The organism is Lentzea nigeriaca (assembly GCF_016907955.1).
GTDB classification, from domain to species: Bacteria; Actinomycetota; Actinomycetes; order Mycobacteriales; family Pseudonocardiaceae; genus Lentzea; species Lentzea nigeriaca.
Genome location: NZ_JAFBCX010000017.1, coordinates 61,911 through 78,218, shown reverse-complemented (window position 1 = coordinate 78,218; position 16,308 = coordinate 61,911). Strand labels below are relative to the sequence as shown.

At 71.1% G+C, this 16,308-nt stretch carries 15 protein-coding genes; 6 read left to right on the top strand and 9 right to left on the bottom strand.

The genetic code is table 11. The annotated features are described in order from the left end of the window. Nucleotides 1-12 precede the first annotated feature (12 nt). On the bottom strand, nt 13-837 hold the full coding sequence (locus JOD27_RS37205; protein WP_204767043.1) for an SDR family NAD(P)-dependent oxidoreductase: 825 nt from the start codon (nt 835-837) through the stop codon (nt 13-15). Next, nucleotides 834-2,102: an aromatic ring-hydroxylating oxygenase subunit alpha gene (locus JOD27_RS37200; RefSeq protein ID WP_204767042.1), complete on the bottom strand. Its 1,269-nt coding sequence runs from the start codon at nt 2,100-2,102 to the stop codon at nt 834-836. Before JOD27_RS37200 ends, JOD27_RS37205 begins: the two co-directional genes overlap by 4 nt. Nucleotides 2,103-2,349: 247 nt before the next feature. Here JOD27_RS37200 and JOD27_RS37195 point away from each other — a divergent pair, with 247 nt between their 5' ends. The 4 genes from JOD27_RS37195 to JOD27_RS37180 all read left to right on the top strand — a co-directional run bounded on the left by JOD27_RS37195 (nt 2,350) and on the right by JOD27_RS37180 (nt 6,436). Next, nucleotides 2,350-2,784, top strand: a complete 435-nt coding sequence (locus JOD27_RS37195; protein ID WP_204767041.1) for a VOC family protein — start codon at nt 2,350-2,352, stop codon at nt 2,782-2,784. Nucleotides 2,785-2,964: 180 nt separating this feature from the next. Then, the gene (locus JOD27_RS37190; RefSeq protein WP_204767040.1) at nt 2,965-3,975 is read left to right on the top strand and encodes a thiamine pyrophosphate-dependent dehydrogenase E1 component subunit alpha; all 1,011 of its coding nucleotides are present in this window, start codon (nt 2,965-2,967) and stop codon (nt 3,973-3,975) included. Between the two features lie 5 nt (nt 3,976-3,980). Then, entirely contained in the window at nt 3,981-5,006 is a 1,026-nt protein-coding gene (locus JOD27_RS37185) for an alpha-ketoacid dehydrogenase subunit beta (RefSeq protein ID WP_239570713.1), read from the top strand. Beyond that, entirely contained in the window at nt 5,003-6,436 is a 1,434-nt protein-coding gene (locus JOD27_RS37180; RefSeq protein ID WP_204767039.1) for a dihydrolipoamide acetyltransferase family protein, read from the top strand. The genes JOD27_RS37185 and JOD27_RS37180 overlap by 4 nt, the downstream gene beginning before the upstream one ends. Before the next feature lie 26 nt (nt 6,437-6,462). Here the strand turns inward: JOD27_RS37180 and JOD27_RS37175 are convergent, their stop codons facing one another. Further along, on the bottom strand, nt 6,463-7,068 hold the full coding sequence (locus JOD27_RS37175; protein WP_204767038.1) for a TetR/AcrR family transcriptional regulator: 606 nt from the start codon (nt 7,066-7,068) through the stop codon (nt 6,463-6,465). 141 nt (nt 7,069-7,209) lie between these two features. Between JOD27_RS37175 and JOD27_RS37170 the strand changes: the two genes are divergently transcribed. Further along, nucleotides 7,210-7,863: a TetR/AcrR family transcriptional regulator gene (locus JOD27_RS37170; RefSeq protein ID WP_204767037.1), complete on the top strand. Its 654-nt coding sequence runs from the start codon at nt 7,210-7,212 to the stop codon at nt 7,861-7,863. A gap of 48 nt (nt 7,864-7,911) precedes the next feature. Here JOD27_RS37170 and JOD27_RS37165 read toward each other — a convergent pair whose 3' ends face one another. The 6 genes from JOD27_RS37165 to JOD27_RS37140 all read right to left on the bottom strand — a co-directional run bounded on the left by JOD27_RS37165 (nt 7,912) and on the right by JOD27_RS37140 (nt 14,766). Then, nucleotides 7,912-9,090 carry a thiolase family protein gene (locus JOD27_RS37165; protein ID WP_204767036.1) on the bottom strand — a complete coding sequence of 393 codons (1,179 nt, stop codon included), beginning with the start codon at nt 9,088-9,090 and terminating at the stop codon, nt 7,912-7,914. Next, nucleotides 9,087-9,512, bottom strand: coding sequence for a Zn-ribbon domain-containing OB-fold protein (locus tag JOD27_RS37160; protein WP_204767035.1), 426 nt, complete (start codon nt 9,510-9,512; stop codon nt 9,087-9,089). Before JOD27_RS37160 ends, JOD27_RS37165 begins: the two co-directional genes overlap by 4 nt. A gap of 19 nt (nt 9,513-9,531) precedes the next feature. Then, on the bottom strand, nt 9,532-10,650 hold the full coding sequence (locus JOD27_RS37155) for an acyl-CoA dehydrogenase family protein (protein ID WP_204767034.1): 1,119 nt from the start codon (nt 10,648-10,650) through the stop codon (nt 9,532-9,534). Next, the gene (locus JOD27_RS37150; protein WP_204767033.1) at nt 10,647-13,220 is read right to left on the bottom strand and encodes a putative PEP-binding protein; all 2,574 of its coding nucleotides are present in this window, start codon (nt 13,218-13,220) and stop codon (nt 10,647-10,649) included. The genes JOD27_RS37155 and JOD27_RS37150 overlap by 4 nt, the downstream gene beginning before the upstream one ends. Next, the gene (locus JOD27_RS37145; RefSeq protein ID WP_204767032.1) at nt 13,217-13,849 is read right to left on the bottom strand and encodes a hypothetical protein; all 633 of its coding nucleotides are present in this window, start codon (nt 13,847-13,849) and stop codon (nt 13,217-13,219) included. The genes JOD27_RS37150 and JOD27_RS37145 overlap by 4 nt, the downstream gene beginning before the upstream one ends. A 95-nt stretch (nt 13,850-13,944) precedes the next feature. Further along, complete coding sequence (locus JOD27_RS37140; RefSeq protein ID WP_204767031.1) at nt 13,945-14,766, bottom strand: enoyl-CoA hydratase/isomerase family protein; 822 nt, start codon at nt 14,764-14,766, stop codon at nt 13,945-13,947. A 121-nt stretch (nt 14,767-14,887) separates the two neighbouring features. On the opposite strand from JOD27_RS37140, the gene JOD27_RS37135 reads away from it, so the two are divergent. Further along, a complete protein-coding gene (locus JOD27_RS37135; protein WP_204767030.1) occupies nt 14,888-16,102 on the top strand; it encodes an acyl-CoA dehydrogenase family protein in 1,215 nt (404 codons plus the stop codon). The last annotated feature ends 206 nt before the right edge of the window (nt 16,103-16,308 follow it).

The following is a 16,308-nucleotide window of genomic DNA, read 5'->3' as shown; positions in this document are numbered from 1 at the left end:
CCGTCGCGCCGCTCACCACTGCGCCGTGCCGCCGTCGACGCTGATCAGCGTGCCGGTGATGCCCGCGCCCGCGTCGCTCGCGAGCAGCCTGGCGACTCCCGCGATCTGCTCGACGGTGGTGATCTTCTTGGTGGCGGCGTGCTCGGCGAACCGGCCCAGCCACTCCTCGTAACTGATGCCCTCTGCCTCGGCCGCGGCCGGTCCCGCGGCACGCATCAGGTCGGTGTCGACGGCGCCGGGGCAGATCGCGTTGCAGGTGATGCCCAGGGTGCCGTACTCGAAGGCGGTCGCCTTGGTCAGACCGTGGATGGCGTGCTTGTTGGTGATGTAGTGGCTGATCGCGGGCTTGTTGGCCTGCTTGCCCTCGACCGAGGAGATGTTGATGACCCGCCCCCAGCCGCCTTCCAGCATGGGCTTCAGCGCGCGGCGGGTGCCGTAGAAGTAGGCGTTGAGGTTTAGGTCGAGCGCCTTGTGCCACGCCTCGTCGCTCAGCTCGTGGACCGGGGCGAAGCCCTCGGTGCCGCCGACGTTGTTGACCATGATGTCCAGTCGGCCGAAGCGCTCGACCGTCCAGTCGACGAGTGCCTCGATGTCCGCCTGGCTGCTCGAGTCGGAGGCGTGGAAGACGGCCTTCTCGCCGGCCTCGAGTTCCTCCAGCGCCTGCTTGCCCTTGATCTCCGAGCGGCCGCTGAGCACGACCGTTGCCCCGTCGGCCAGGAAGGCCTCGGCAATGGCGCGGCCGATGCTGCGCGTGCTGCCCGTGATCACCGCGACACGTCCGTCGAGGCTGCCCGTAGCCACCATGTTCTTCTCCTGCGAGGGTTGTTGGTTCGTCATCTGGACGCCTCGTCCAGGAGGCGGTGGATGGTGCGGTGGAAGTGCTGGAGACCGGGTTCGTTGCGTCCGAAGACGAAGTCGGTCCCGGCGAGGGCCTTCAGCCCCCGCTGCACTCCGTAGGTGGTCGCGTAGTCCTCGTCGCGGACCACCTCGTAGAACCACTCGCCGAACTGGTCGGCGGCGTGACGTTCCTCCTCGGTGACGACGGGCTCGCGCAGCAGGATGATCTGCTGGGTCACCGATTCGGTGGCAGTGCGGGGGATCACGATGGAGACGGCGATCTTGTTGCGCCAGGTGCCGGCGATCGCCATACCGGGGAAGAGCCAGTAGATGGCTCCTACGACGTCGCCCGGATCGCGCTGCTCCTGGGGCAGTTCCACCAGGTCGGCGACGGGTCGCAGGGCGGCGCCGAGACGCTGGTGAGGGCCCCAGGTGTCATGGGCCATCATGTTGGAGAAGTTCGTCTCGAAGACCGTCTTCGTGTGCAGCGACGCGAAGTGGTAGGTCTCCAGGTACCCGTCGAGGGTGACCTTCCAGTTCGGACTGGTCAGCTCACGGGTCGCGTAGTGGTGGCAGTCCGCGAAGCGGAGCCCTTCCAGGAGCGGCCGCAGGTCTCCCAGCCAGGCGTCCAGGTCGTGCTCGGCGGCCGGATCGAGCGATACGAAGACGATGCCGGCGCGCTCACCGACGGGGAGCTGGATCAGGCTTCGCTTCTCGCGTGGCACTTCGCCGAAGGTCTTCTCGGCGTACACGCCGCGCAGCTCGCCCGACAGGTCGTACGACCAGGCGTGGTAAGGGCAGGTGATCCGCTTCGCCACGCCGCAGCCCGGCTCGACGAGCTCGGCGCCGCGGTGCCGGCAGGCGTTGATCATCGCGTGCACGACGCCCTTGCGGTCCCGGGTGATCAGGATGGGGACGCCGAGCACGTCCAACGCCTTGTAGGTGCCCGGTCCGGGGAGCTCGCACGACATGGCCAATGGCAGCGGAACGCTCCGGTGGACGGCGTCCATCTCCCGCAGCCAGCGGTCGGCGTCGAGGTAGTTGTCGACGGGTTCCGTCCACTGCTCCTCGGCCTCGTGCGTGGTGTTGTTGATGTAGTGCTCGACGACACGCTCGGCGAGCTCGGCCGCGTCCTGCCGCGTCGCGACGCCCGCGGCGTCCGTGGAGCGGTCCTGGCCGATCCATGACGTGTATTCCGGAGCGGGGGGCGGCAGGGGACGATCGTCGTCCGCCGTTCGGGTCTCCGGTGAATTGATCTGGACCACGGTGTCCTCAATCCTCCCAGCCGCGAGCTGGTGAAGGGGTCCTGGTGCTACAGCTGCGCTGTGACCGACACAACAACAGGAGTTAGTGTTGTGTGTCAATAGTAAGTGCCGAACTTCGTGGGGTGGAATCCCACAGGTCACCCCGTCTTCTGTGGCAGAGTCACGCTCGGCTCTGTGGGATCTTTCTAGTGAATGGCTCCAGCTACTGGGACGAGATGGCTGGCAGGCCGACGGAGAGGTGGGCCCGATGGTCGATGAGGCGACCGGTCCGGCCGAGACGCCCGGAAGGGGGCAGATGACCCAGCCCTTCGAGGCGGGGGTCGTGGTCCGGGACATGGAGGTGATGGAGCGTTTCTACGCTGAGGCGCTCGGCTGTGTCCCCGTGCACCGCTCCCGCATTCCGCAGGCGATCGCCGGCCCGGCCGGACTGGGCGGACAGCTCCTCGTCGTCTGGCTCGAGGTGCCGTCCGGTGGCCGGATCAAGCTGATCCAGCCCCAGGCGAGTGCGGTGTCGTTCCCGTCGGCCGTACCGCTCGCCGAGCGCTGCGGTCTGGCCTACCTCACCTTCCACGTGGACGATGTCGCGCCCTTTGTCGCCGTGCTGCCGGCTGCCGGTGCCAGTCCGCTGTCGTCGCCGGTCGTGGTGTCGGCGCGCGGGTCGGCGGATCAGTTTCTGGGCTGATCCGGAGGGCAACGGTGTGGAGGTCGTGGACCGGCGTGGCGGCGGTCTCGAAGCCGGTTGAGGTCCTGCCCATAGTAATTTGAGAACCTCTTCAGTAAGGTGCCCCCTGCTAGTTACTGTATGCCGACACAACAAAGTCCGATCGCTGGTTACACCTCGCTCGGGGCGAAGGGGCGGACGATGGCTCAGAGGGCATCGAAGAAGTCGGCCGATCCGGCCGCGAACCAGGAATCCGCGCAGGTCGTCAAGGATCTGCACGAGCGCATGGTGCGCATCCGGCTGTTCGAGACCGAGGCGGGAAAGCTCATGGAGGCGGGCAGGCTGCCCGGCTTCCTGCACCTCTACGTCGGCCAGGAAGCCGTGGCCGCCGGCGTGATGGCGGCCCTGCGCGACGACGACCAGATCACTTCCACCCACCGGGGCCACGGGCACGCGGTGGCCAAGGGCGTCGGCCTGCGCGAGATGTACGCCGAGCTGTACGGCCGGGTCACCGGCGCCTGCCTCGGCCGCGGCGGGAGCATGCACATCAACGACCTCACCCGCGGCATGCTCGGCGCCAACGGCATCGTCGGGGCGGGCGTGCCGATCGCCGTGGGTGCCGCCTTCGCTGCCCGGTACAAGGGCGAGGACAGCGTTGCTGTGACCTTCTTCGGCGATGGCGCCACCAACATCGGCGCCTTCCACGAGGGCGCGAACATGGCCGCGATCCTCGGCCTGCCGGTGGTGTTCGTCTGCGAGAACAACGGCTACGCGGAGTTCACCCCGCAGTCCGGGCACATGCTGCTCACCGACGTCGCCGACCGTGCCGCCGCCTACGGCATGCCGAGTGTGATCGTCGACGGCATGGACGCGCTCGCCGTCCATCGCGCCGCCGCCGACGCCGTCGCACGGGCTCGGGCGGGCGCCGGCCCGATGATGATCGAGGCCAAGACCTACCGCTTCTACGACCATCAGGGCGTCAAGGGACTGCGTCACCCCTACCGCTCGGCCGAGGAGGTCGCCGAGTGGAAGGCCCGTGACCCCATCGACCTGCTGGAGGCACGGGCCGTCGCCGACGGCACCGCGACGCGGGCCGAGCTGGACGACGTGTGGCAGCGCACCCGCGACGAGATCGCCGAGGCCATCGCGTACGCCGAGGCGAGCCCCCTGCCCGATCCAGCCGACCTGCTGCTCAACGTCTACTCGGGATGACCGCCATGACCATCGTCAAGGAAGCACCGGCCGCCGCACCGAACGTCGTGGCCCGCAAACTGACCTACGTCAAGGCCTTCAACGAGGGACTCGCGCAGGCCATGCGCGAGGACGAGAACGTCTTCGTCGCCGGCGAGGACGTGGCCGGTTACGGCGGCGTGTTCCGCATGTTCGACAACCTGCTCGACGAGTTCGGGCCCCGCCGCATGATCGACACACCCATCTCCGAGGCTGCGCTGGTCGGCCTCGGCGTCGGCGCCGCCGCGCGTGGCCTGCGACCCGTGGTCGACCTGATGTTCATGGACTTCATCGGCGTTTGCCTCGACCAGATCGTCAACCAGGCCGCCAAGATGAAGTACATGTTCGGCGGCGCCCTGTCCGTGCCGCTCACCATCACCACCGCCTCCGGCGCGGGCCTCGGCGCAGCCGCCCAGCACAGCCAGAGCCTGGAGGCCTGGCTCGCCCACGTTCCGGGCCTCAAGGTGGTCATGCCGTCCGACGCGTACACCGCCAAGGGCCTGACCGTCTCGGCCATCCGGGACGACAACCCGGTCGTCGTGATGCTGAACAAGGTCCTGTTGGGCAGCACCAGCGAAGTGCCCGAGGAGATCTACGGCATTCCGCTGGGCCAGGCGCACACCGCGCGGCAGGGCTCCGACGTCACCGTCATCGCCCTGGGTCGCATGGTGGGCGAGGCCCTCGCGGCGGCCGACGAACTCGCGGCGCAGGGGGTGGAGATCGAGGTGATCGACCCCCGTACCGTGCAGCCACTGGACACCGAGACCATGTTCGCCTCCGTGCGCCGGACCAACCGCGTGCTCGTGGTGCACGAGGCCGTCACCTTCGGTGGACTGGGCGCGGAGATCGCGGCCCAGATCCAGGACGCGGCCTTCGACCACCTGGACGCGCCGGTCCTGCGCATCGGCGCCCCCTTCTCCCCGGTTCCCTTCTCCCCGGTCCTCGAGAAGGCGTACGTGCCCGATCGCGCGCGGATCGCCGAGGGCTGCCGCCGCCTCCTCGAAAGGTCGTGACCGACGTGGCGGTCGAGGTTCTGCTGCCGAAGATCGGCCTCTCCATGCAGGAAGGCATGATCGACGAATGGCTCGTGGTCACCGGCGCCGTCGTCGCCGAGGGCGACGCACTGCTGCGGCTGGCCACCGACAAGGTGGACGTGGACATCGAGGCGGAGGCCGGGGGAATCTTCCACCCCGTGGTTCCGGCGGGTACCACGGTCCCGGCCGGGGCCCTCATCGGCTGGCTGCTGGCCGAGGGCGAGCAGCCACCGGACCCAGGGGGTACGCCGATGCCCGCCGGGCCTGGGGCCGGGCCCGCGGCCGTGGAGCCCGTGCGTGTCGTGGCTGCCTCCGCGGTGCCGACCCCGAGCGGCGCGGCGAACTCTCCCAATGGCAGCGCCGCCCCACGCGGCGCCGATGGCCGGCTCCTGTCCTCACCGAACGCTCGGCGGGTGGCGGCCGCGGCCGACGTCGATCTCACCGCGGTACGCGGCACCGGGCCCGGTGGACGGATCCTCTCCGAGGACGTGGAGGAGTTCTTGGCGGACTTCCCCAGGGGCCTCGTCGCACCGGCCCCGCCGAGCGCTTCCGTCTCACCGCTGGTGCGCAAGCTGGCGAAGGAACGGGGCATCGATCTCTCCGAGGTGAACGGCACCGGCCCTGGCGGCTGGATCCGCAGGGCCGACCTCGAGGCCGTCACGCCGACGCCCGCGCCAACGCCCGCGCCTACGCCCGTGCGCCCTGGGGCCGAACCCCAGGCCGGCGACGTCCTCCCGCTCACCGGGATGCGCGGCACCATCGCCCGCCGGATGCACGCCAGCCTCCAGGAGATGGCGCAGCTGACACACGGCTACGAAGTGCGGATGGACGCCGTGGTGTCCCTGCGGGAGCGGCTCAAGGAGGAGTGGGCCGACGGCGACCTGCCGGTGCCCAGCCTCAACGACTTCCTGCTCAAGGCCGCCGCGCTGGCCCTGCGCCGACACCCGCTGCTCAACGCGACGGTGCGGGAGGACGGCATCCATCTACTCGGTGACATCCACCTCGGGTTCGCGGTGGCCGTTCCGGGGGGCCTGCTGGTCCCGGTGATCGAGGACGCGGAGGCACTGCCGCTGCCCGAGATCGCCCGCCGGTCGAGGGCACTGGCCGAGGCCGCGCGCGAGGGGCGGATCTCCCCGGCCCTGCTGGAAGGCGCCACTTTCACGGTCACTTCGCTGGGCGGATACGGCGTCGACTTCTTCACACCCGTCATCAACACCGGAAATGTCGCGATTCTCGGTGTGGGCAGGCTCAAGGACGGCGTCGAGTGGGTGGACGACCGGCCCGTGCGGACGCGGGTGCTCACCCTGAGCCTGACCTTCGACCACCGCGCCGTCGACGGGGCACCCGCGGCCGAATATCTGCGCACGGTCGGTGAATTGCTGCGCAAGCCCCTCCGCCTGCTGGTGTGATCCGAGGCCTCGGCGATCCGGTCCGCTCAGGTGGCCGGGTCGGCGATCCGCTCTGCGAGCAGGCCGACCTCACGGACGAAGGAGCGGTGGCCGAGCGAGCGGTAGACGTCGTCGCCGCGGACCTGTGAGATCGCCGCGGTCTCCAACAGCGCCAGCAGGCCCAGGGCGATCACCGCCGCCTCAGCGTCGGAGACCGACGTGCGGGCCTTGCGGATCAGCAGCACCAGTTCACGCACCAGCTCCGTACGGCTCGCCTGCCGCAGCGCCTCCGCGTCCTGGCTCATACCGGCCGACGACACGAAGAACACGGTGGCGGCCGACCGGTGCTCGCCCAGCCAGGCCAACAGTGCGGTGACGGCGGGACCGATGTCGGAGTCTGGAGTGTGGGCCTCCGTGAGCGCCTCCATCTGCTCGCGCAGCGCGGCCGCGAACACCCGCATACCTTCCACCAGGACGTGGTCCTTGGAGGAGAAGTGGTAGTACACCGCAGCCGAGGTCATCTCCGCCCGAGCGGCGATGTCGGCCACCGTCACCTCGTCCGGCGGCTGGGTGGCGAACAGCTCCGTTGCCGCCTCGATCACCCACTGCTTGCGTGAAGGGCGGTGAGCGGCGCGGGCTCTGGATGTCGTCATGATGTCAAGTATGCCGGGAGCCTTGAGCTCTGGAGTCACTTGTGCAGCTGGAATTGCGCGTTCCAACGTCGGAGTTACTGGATAGCATGGTCAGTACACGGGACGCGCGGACGCGGGTTCACGGCAGTCGCAGGGAGCATGATGGCCAGCACGGAGAACGGCAAGCAGCCCGCCCATCGCCCCTCGCGAAGGCAGCACATCATCACTGCCGCCGTACGGGTGTTCGGCCGGAACGGATTCGCGGAGACCAGCATCCAGGACATCGCCGACGAGGCCCAAGTGGTGCCCACGGCCGTCTACTACCACTTCGACGGCAAGGAGGAGCTGCTCGAACTCGCCATGCGCCGGGTCTTCGACCAGCTGAACGCGGTCGTGGAGGCGGCCAGGCCGGAGTCAGAGCCCGGTGACGCGGAGGGCCTGCTGCGGGTCATCGACGCCGTGTGGGACTGGGTGGAGCGGAACCCGGACGAGGCCCGGCTCTACCAGGTACAGATCGCCTCGGCCAGCGGCAGCGTCAAGGCGCTGAGGGACGAGTTCGAACAGCGGCACATCCAGCGAGGCTACGACTATCTGCCCGAGGGCATCACCCGCAGCCCACGGGCGGCCAAGTCACGGCACGCCACGCAGGCACTCGCGGTCCGCACCCTGATCAGTACGACCATGCTCGTCACGGCGCTGCGGGCCGAGGGAGGGCCGCTGTCCCAACTGCCGTCCCAGGCCGTGCTGGAGGCGGTCAGGTCGCTGGCGCTGCGCATCGTCGCCCCCGACCAGAAGCCGGCCGCCGCACAGACCTGACACACACCGGCTCACACTGCCGTATCGCAGGGTTGTGTCCGCGGACTCTCAGACCGTCAGTACCGCGCACGCGCTGATCCCAGGCGCCCCGTACACATGCGTGAAGCCCACCCGGGGAGCGCCTGGTACCTGTGCTCCCGGCGCCCGGCCCTGCAACTGCCGTACGACTTCGTGGAACTGGCGCAGCCCCGAGGCGCCGACGGGCTCACCGCCGGCCAGGCAGCCGCCGTCGGTGTTGACCGGGATCCGGCCCGTGGCGTCGGTGTCCCCGGCGGCCAGCAGTTCCTCCTGCTCGCCGTGGTCGCACAGCCCGGTCTCCGCCAGGTGGATCAGCTCCGAGCCGCTGTCGGTGTCCTGCAACTGGGCGACCCGCACATCCGCCGGCCGCAGGTCGGCCCTGCGGAAGACCGCCTCCGCGGCGTCCACACTCGGGCTGCGGTGCGGCCCCGGCGGTAGCCAGGGCGAGAACACCTCGAACGACCCGAACCGCCGGGTGCGCAGCGCCAACGACGCCAGTCTGACCGGACGTTCGCACAGGTCGAAGGCGCGGTTGCCGAGGGCCAGGACGAGTGCCGCCGCACCCTGCCCTGGCGAGCAGAACATGTACTGGGTGAGCGGGGGACTGACCTCGGGGGAGTCGAGGATCTCCTGCTCCGTGAGCGGCTTGCGCCGCCAGGCCATGGGGTGCTGGGCGCCGTTGCGGAAGGCCCGTGCCGCGACCATGGCCAGCGCTCGTTCCGAGACTCCGTGCTCGTGCAGATACCGCTGGGTCTTCAGGGCGAAGAACTGGGTCGTCAGCATCATGCCGCTCTCGGCGTACCAGTCGCCAAGTCCGTAGCGGGCCGCGGACACGTTGAAAGCGCCCCGCTCGTGCTTGTCGAAGCCCACCGCCAGGCCCAGCGAGGCCTCGCCCGCGCGGAGGGCGTTGGCCACCGCGAGCACGGTCGAGGCGCCGGTCGCGCAGCCGTTCTGCACGTTGACGAACGGCACTCCGGTCAGGCCCAGGCGGCCCACCAGCGTGTCGGGCTTGCCGGACACGTCGGAGCCGCCGGCCGCGTAGCCGATGTCCTCCCAGCCGACACCGGCGTCGGCCAGCGCCTCGCGCACGGCCCGCTCGGCCATGGCCATCCCGGTGACGGTGTCGTCGCGGCCGAAGGGATGCATACCGCAGCCGACCACGTAAACCTCGTCGGACCTCGCCCTGGTCGTCGGTCGGCCCTCGGTCATCGGTCCTCTTCCGGGGACGGGTCGGGGCGGAACGCGAAGGTCAGCACCTCGGTCCCGTCCTCGTCGTGGTAGGCGGGCATCGTGGTGAGCCGGACCGGCAGCCCGATCCGCATCTCCCGGCGGGGCACCTCCAGCCGCGCCTCGACCAGCACCTCACCGAGGTCCACATAGCCCACGTGATACGGCTGGAAGCCCCCGGCCGGCGGCCGGTACGGCGGCTTGGGCGGGAACGCCTGGAGTGTCCACGACCACACCAGGCCCCGCACCGGCAGCACATGCGCGGACATGGCGCCGTCCGCACACCGGGGACACGAGTCCTGCCGGGGGAAGACGACGGTGTGGCATCCGGAGCATCGCGCGCCCACGAGCCGCATGGGATCGACACCCTCGAACAGGTCCTCGGCCACGAGTCTGGTGGTCATGACGTTCCCGCCTTCCTCGTCACCAGGACAGCAGCCCGGCCAGTCGTTCCCGGTGATGCGCGGCGTCGCCCAGCAGGACGGCGTCGGACTGGGCACGCCGGAAGTACAGGTGCGCGTCGTGCTCCCAGGTGAAGCCCATGCCGCCGTGGAGCTGAACGCACTCGGCGGCGACGGAGACGAACGCCTCGCAGCACCACGCCTGGGCCACCGCCGCCGCTTCGGCCAGCGCCTCGGGCGAGCCGACCGCCCGGACCGCGCGTACCACCGCCGACCGTGCGGACTCGACCTGGAGCAGCATGTCGGCGCACGTGTGCTTGACCGCCTGGAAGCTGCCGATCGCCCTGCCGAACTGGGTGCGGTCCCGCACATGGGCCACCGTCATGTCCAACGCCGCCTGCACACCGCCGAGTTGCTCGGCGGCGAGGGCGACCAGGGCCACGTCCAGCGTGCGGGAGACGACTTGCGCGCCCTCGCCCCCGGTGGTCAGCGCCTGGGCGCGGGCGCCGGAGAAGGTGACGACCGCCTGGCCACGGCTGAGATCCAGGGTGGGCACCCGGCGAACCGTGACCCCCGGCTCGCTCGGGCCGGCGAGGAAGAGGTCCACGCCGTCGGCCCCGATGCCGGCCACCACCAGCGCCTGGGCATCGGCGCCGTCGAGGACGAACGGCACGGTGCCGTCGAGGACCGGGACACCGCCCTGCCAGGAGACGGCCACCGGCACGGCGTCGGGCCGCCATGTTCCGTCGGGCGCCGCCACCGCCAGGGCGTGCACCGTGCCCTCGGCCAGTTCGGCCAGCGCCTTGTCGGCCGTACCGCAGCCGGCCAGCACCTGCCCGGCCAGCACGGTGGAGGACAGCAGCGGTACCGGTGCCAGCGTCCTGCCCAACTCCTCGCAGACCACGGCGATCTCGGCCAGGCCGCCGATGCCTCCCACCGACTCGGGCAGACCGAGGGCCGCGAGGCCGACCTGCCGGCCGAGGGTGTCCCACAACGCGGCGTCGATGCCGGGGGAGCGCTCGGGCAGCCGGCGCACCGCCGCGGTGCCCCCGGCGTCCGCGCACACGGACCGCACGGTCTCGCGCAGGTCGTCCAGTTCGCCGTCCGACAGCGCCGTGCCGTCGGTCACGGTGCTCGTCATCGCGCACTCCCGATCTCGTCACGCCGCTCGCGCAGGGCACTGTGCGCGGCCGCCATCCGGGCCACCGGCACGCGGTGCGCGGAACAAGAGACGTAGTCGAGGCCCAGGCCGTCGCAGAACGCGATCGACTCCGGATCCCCGCCGTGCTCTCCGCACACGCCAAGCTTGATACCGGGCCGCACGCTCCGTGCCCGCTCGGCCGCCAGAGCGACCAGGGCACCCACCCCGTGCGGGTCGAGCCGCGCGAAGGGGCTGGCCGTCAGCAAACCGCGCTCCTGATAGTTGGCGAGCACCTGGCGCTCGACGTCGTCCCGGGAGAATCCGTAGGTCAGCTGGGTGAGGTCGTTGGTGCCGAAGGAGAAGAACTCGGCGTGGTCGGCGAGTTCGCCGGCGAGCAACGCGGCCCGCGGCGTCTCGATCATCGTGCCGAACCGGTACGGAACCTGCACGCCGGTGCGGGCGGCGACTGCCTCGGCGGCCCCGCGCACGTACGCGGCCGCGGCGGCCAGCTCCTCCGGCACGCTGACGAGCGGGATCATCACCTCCAGCTCGGGCCGGACCCCGGTGGCGGCGACATCCGCCCAGGCGGCGAAGAGCGCTTCGGCCTGCGCCGGGTAGAGCCTCTCGTGCAGCAGCGCGAGCCGCACCCCGCGCAGCCCGAGCATCGGATTCGCCTCACGCAGCGCGGCGGCCCGCTGCTCCTCTCCGGCGTTCTCGGCCTGTCCCGGGCCCGGCAGGAACTCGTGCAGCGGGGCGTCCAGCAGCCGCACGGTCACGGGACGGTTCCCGACCGCGGCCAGCAGAGCTCTGAAGTCCTGGTGCTGGGCGTGTTCCAGTGCCGACAGCGCCTCGTCGCGGGCCGCCGGGTCGGCGGCCAGGATCACCCGGCGGATCAGCGGCAGCCGCTCACCGAGGAACTGGTGCTCCGTACGGCACAGCCCGACACCCTCCGCCCCCAGCGCGACGGCGGTGCTCACCTCCGCGGCGCTGTCGGCGTTCGCCCGCACACCCAGCCGGCGCATGCCGTCCGCCCACTCCAGCAGGGTGGACAGTTCGGGCGGTGGTCCGGCGACACTGACGCTCAGCGTCCCCGCGTAGACGGCGCCGGTACGGCCGTCCATCGAGACGGGGTCGCCCTCGCGCAGCACCCGGTTCCCGATCCGCACCGTCCCGGCGGCCCGGTCCACGCGCAGCCCCTCGGCGCCGCACACCGCGGGCTTGCCGGCGCCCCGCGCCACCACGGCGGCATGCGAGGCGATACCGCCGGTGCCGGTCAGTACGGCGGCGGACGCCAGCATTCCCGGGACGTCCGCCGGGCTCGTCTCGTGGGCCGCGAGCACGACCTGTGTGCCGTCCGCGCCCAGTTCGAGGGCACGTTCACTGGACAGCACGATCACACCGGTCGCCGCGCCAGGCGAGGCGGGCAGTCCCTTGACCAGGAGCTCCTCGCCGCCGGTCAGCCGGAGTTGGGGATGGAGCAGTTCCTGCACCTGCGCCGGACTGATCCGGAGCACGGCCTCATCGAGGCCGAGTGCGCCGTCGCGTGCCAGGTCGGCGGCGAGGCACACCGAGGCCCGCAGCGGCGGCCGTTGTTGCGCGGCGGCGGCGAGCAGGGAGATCTCGCCGTCGCGCACCTCGAAGTCGACGGAGACGGGTGCGTGCAGATGACGTTCGAGGGTGAGCAGGGAATGCTCCAGGAGAGCTGTTCCGCCCGCGAGCCGGTCCAGCGGTTCACTGGTGTGCGGTGGTGGGGCGCTGCGGCGCACCCCCCGGAAGAACGAGCCCTGAGGAGAGAGGCGGCCGGTCTCGGGATGGCGGCTGACCGCCGTGCCGTAGCCGGAGTGGTCCGCCGGGCCGATGCGCAGCGCCTGCACGTGCAGGGCGATACCGAGATCGGCGGGCAGCCGCTGTGCCTTGCGGGATCTTCTCGCTCGCGGTGAGTCCCACCGAACGAGGAGGGCACGGGCGGCCAGCGCGAGCTGCTGGGCCGGGTCGTCGGGGAAGGGCCGTGAACCGTGCCGCGCGACCAGGGACAGCAGCGCATCGACCCGTGCCCGCGGCTCGGGCGTGTCGAGGAGAGCGTCGTCGAGCACCGCGCCGGGTACGTCGAGGGCGTACTCGGCGATCATCCGCACGGTAGTGGCCCACACCTCGTACAGCGCGTCTTCGCGCCCGATGACGGCGCACAGGCTGTCGGCGCCGGCGGAGGTGATGCCGAGGCAGGCAAGGTCGGGCGGCAGTCCGGCGATCTCGGTCGGCGCGCTCGCCGACAGGCGCAGCAGCAACGGGCGGCCGGCGTCGCCGATCCGCCGCCCCGAGAGCTGTTCGATCAGGTCGACGGCGGCTTCGGCGGTGCCGGGTTCACACAGCGACGCGGAGGCGCTGGCCGGCACGGTGAGCCCCGGTACGACCGGCAGCCCGAGGGCCACCAGACGGTCCATCGCTGTGCCGTGAGCGCCCAGTTCGTCGGCGTCGAGCCCCCGGATCCGCCCCTGCCCGTAGGGCACCAGGATCCGGCCGGGGACCTCGGACGGTGTGAGGGGGCCCGTCTCGCGGTCGGTGACGCTCAACCCCGGCTCCTCGTGACCAGTTCCTCTTCCCGGGCCTCGTCCTCGGCCCGGCTGATCCCCAGCACGAGCAGCAACTCCTGGTGCAGCCGCATCCACATGGTGTGGTACGAGTCGCACAGGGGCGAGGCCAGCCACTGCACCGCACCGTCGTCGAAGCGGTCGAGGGCTTCCTCCAGGGCGGTGAGGTACCGTCCGCTGCCTTCGAGCACCCGCTCCAGCCTGCGCAGCACGGGCTGGATGGCCTCGTGCACGTCTTCCAGCGACTCGCGCACCCCGGCGTCGTAGACGCTGTCGGAGTGGTCGTTGGCGGTGCCGTCGGGGCGGCACTGCCATGCCGTGCACACCTCGCGGATCTTCCTATTGAGCGGCAGGAAGGCCTCGTACGCCGCGGTGATCTGCGCCTCCTGCGCTGATCCCGGGGAGATCCGCAGGATCCGCGAGGCGGCGGCCTTGGCACGCTCGGTCGGCAGCGCCATCGGCCCCTTCACCATCGCCAGCCCGGCGTCGACCAAGGGGCGGTGCTCCGACTCTGGCCTGCCGTGCCACATGCCACGCAGAACGAGGTCGACGAGGGCTTCGGCGAGCGTGTCGTCGGGAGAGTCCGGAAGGTCCACGGCAGCAGGCTGCATCGCCACACCTTTTCCCCGGTTCTGTGGTGAACCGGCTCCTCGGTTCTGTGTTGCCCGGAGGTTACGCTCCGGCGGGCCAGTTAGTGAAGAGGGAATCAAGAAACACCTTCGGGCTCCCTGAAGCCCGCCCGAGCGCGGTCCCGGGCGGCGAGGAACGACGCCATGCGGTCCTGGGCCTCCCACCCGTCCGCCAGGGCGGCGATCTGCCGCGCCTCCTCGACGAGGTGGCGGCCCAGTCCGTGCCCGGCACGGCCACGCAGCAGGCCCTTCGCGGCGCGCAGCGCGGCACCGGCGCCGGCGGCCAGTCCGGCGGCGGTCCGGTGCGCCGCCGCGTCCAGCTCCGCGTCGTCGACCGACCGGGAGACCAGCCCCCACCGTTCGGCATCGTCCCCGGTCAGGACCCGGTTGGTGAGGATCAGGTCCGCCGCCAGCCGGGGACCGACCAGACGCGGCAGGAACCAGGAGGCCCCACAGTCCGGCGTGAGCCCGACGTCCGTGTACGCCAGCCGGAACCGTGCGGACCGGCCCGCCAGGACGATGTCGCCCACGAGGGCGAGGCCCACCCCGCCGCCCGCGGCGGCGCCCCGCACGGCGGTCACCACCGGTACCGGCAGCTCGTGCAGGACCTGTATCGCGGTGTGCGCGGCGGTCGCCACGGCATGCACATAGGCACCCGTCCCCTCGCCGCGACCGGCGAAAGCGCGCAGGTCACCGCCCACGCAAAAGGTGCCGCCCGCCGCCCGCAGCAGGACCGCGCCGCCTGGGTCCGCGGCCACTTGGGCGGTCGTGTCCCGCAGTGCCTCGGCCGTTGCCAGGTCAAGGGCGTTGCCCCGCTCGGGGGCGTCCAGCCTCACCTCGACGACTCCGTCGGTGTGACGGACGACCCGGACCGGCTCGGTGCTCGCAGGGTGGCTCATGGGACGTCTCTCCTGTCGTCATCCCGTCGCAGGGTGTCTCTCGGCAAGATACTGAAGACGCTATACAGTTTCTAGGGACGCGGCGGGTCCGATGCCCGTACGCCTGTCGGCGGGAGGTCCCGTGCCCATCCAGTTCGATGTCGATCCGACTGTTGCCCAACTTGCCGCGTCCACTTCGGCGTTCGTACGCGAGGTGGTGATCCCGGCGGAGCGCGCCTGCGGCGGGTCCGTGCACGACGCCCCCGAGTCCCTGCGGGAAACCCTGCAGAAAGGCGCCCGTGAGGCGGGCGTGTTCGCTCCGCACGTGCCGACGCGGTGGGGCGGGCACGGACTCGACCTGCGCGGTCAGGCGGTGGTGTTCGAAGCCGCGGGCTACTCGCTGCTCGGCCCCCTGGCGCTGAACTGCGCGGCCCCGGACGAGGGCAACATGCACCTGCTGGAGAAGGTCGCCACCGAAGACCAGAAGGAGCGCTATCTGCGCCCGCTCGCCGCCGGCGAGGTGCGGTCCTGCTTCGCCATGACCGAACCGGCACCGGGAGCCGGCGCCGATCCCCGCTCCCTGCGGACCACCGCGACCCGGGTTCCCGGCGGGTGGCGCATCGACGGGCGCAAGTGGTTCATCAGTGGCGCCCGCGGTGCCGGCTTCGCCATCGTCATGGCCCGCACCGCCGGCAACCCCGGAGACCCAGGCGGCGCCACCATGTTCCTGGTCGACGCCGGTACACCCGGCATGACCATCGTCCGGGACATCGAGACCCTGGACGAAGGGCTCTTCGCCGGGCACAGCGAGATCGTCTTCGACGGGTGCGTGGTGGGGGACGACCAGGTGCTCGGCGCGGTCGGCCACGGCTTCGAGGGAGCCCAGATCCGACTCGGCCCGGCCCGTATGACGCACTGCATGCGCTGGCTGGGAGCCGCGCGGCGCGCCCAGGACGCCGCACTGGAACGGGCGGGCAGTCGCATGGCGTTCGGCTCCGTCCTGGGGGACCTCGGCATGGTGCAGCAGATGCTGGCCGACTCCGAGATCGACATCGAGGCGAGCCGTGCTCTGATCCTGCGTACCGCCTGGGAACTGGACACCGGCTCGGCCGCCGCGCAACTCACCTCGGTGTCCAAGACCTTCGTGGCGGAGGCCGTGAACCGGGTGGTCGACCGGGCGGTGCAGATCTGCGGAGCACTCGGCATCTCGGCGGCCGACGCCCCGCTGGCCCGTCTGCTCAGGGAGGTGCGACCGTTCCGGATCTACGACGGGCCGTCGGAGACGCACCGTTTCGCCATCGCGCGCCGTGCCGTGCGGCCCTACCGGCAGCCGAGCGCGGGTGCCGCCGGCGCATGACGGCGTCGACGACGAACGCCCGTGGACGTGCGAGGCCCATGTGGGCGGCCAAGCGGAGGAGGTGACCAGCTGCCGCCTTCGGGTGCAACGTACGGGAGCGGTGCCCTTCCAGTTCGGGCAGATGGGTGTTTGCGGCGGCGAACCTGTGGCAGCCTGACGCGCGGGTCAGACGGATGAGGCCGTGCTTTGGCGCCCCCACAACGCCT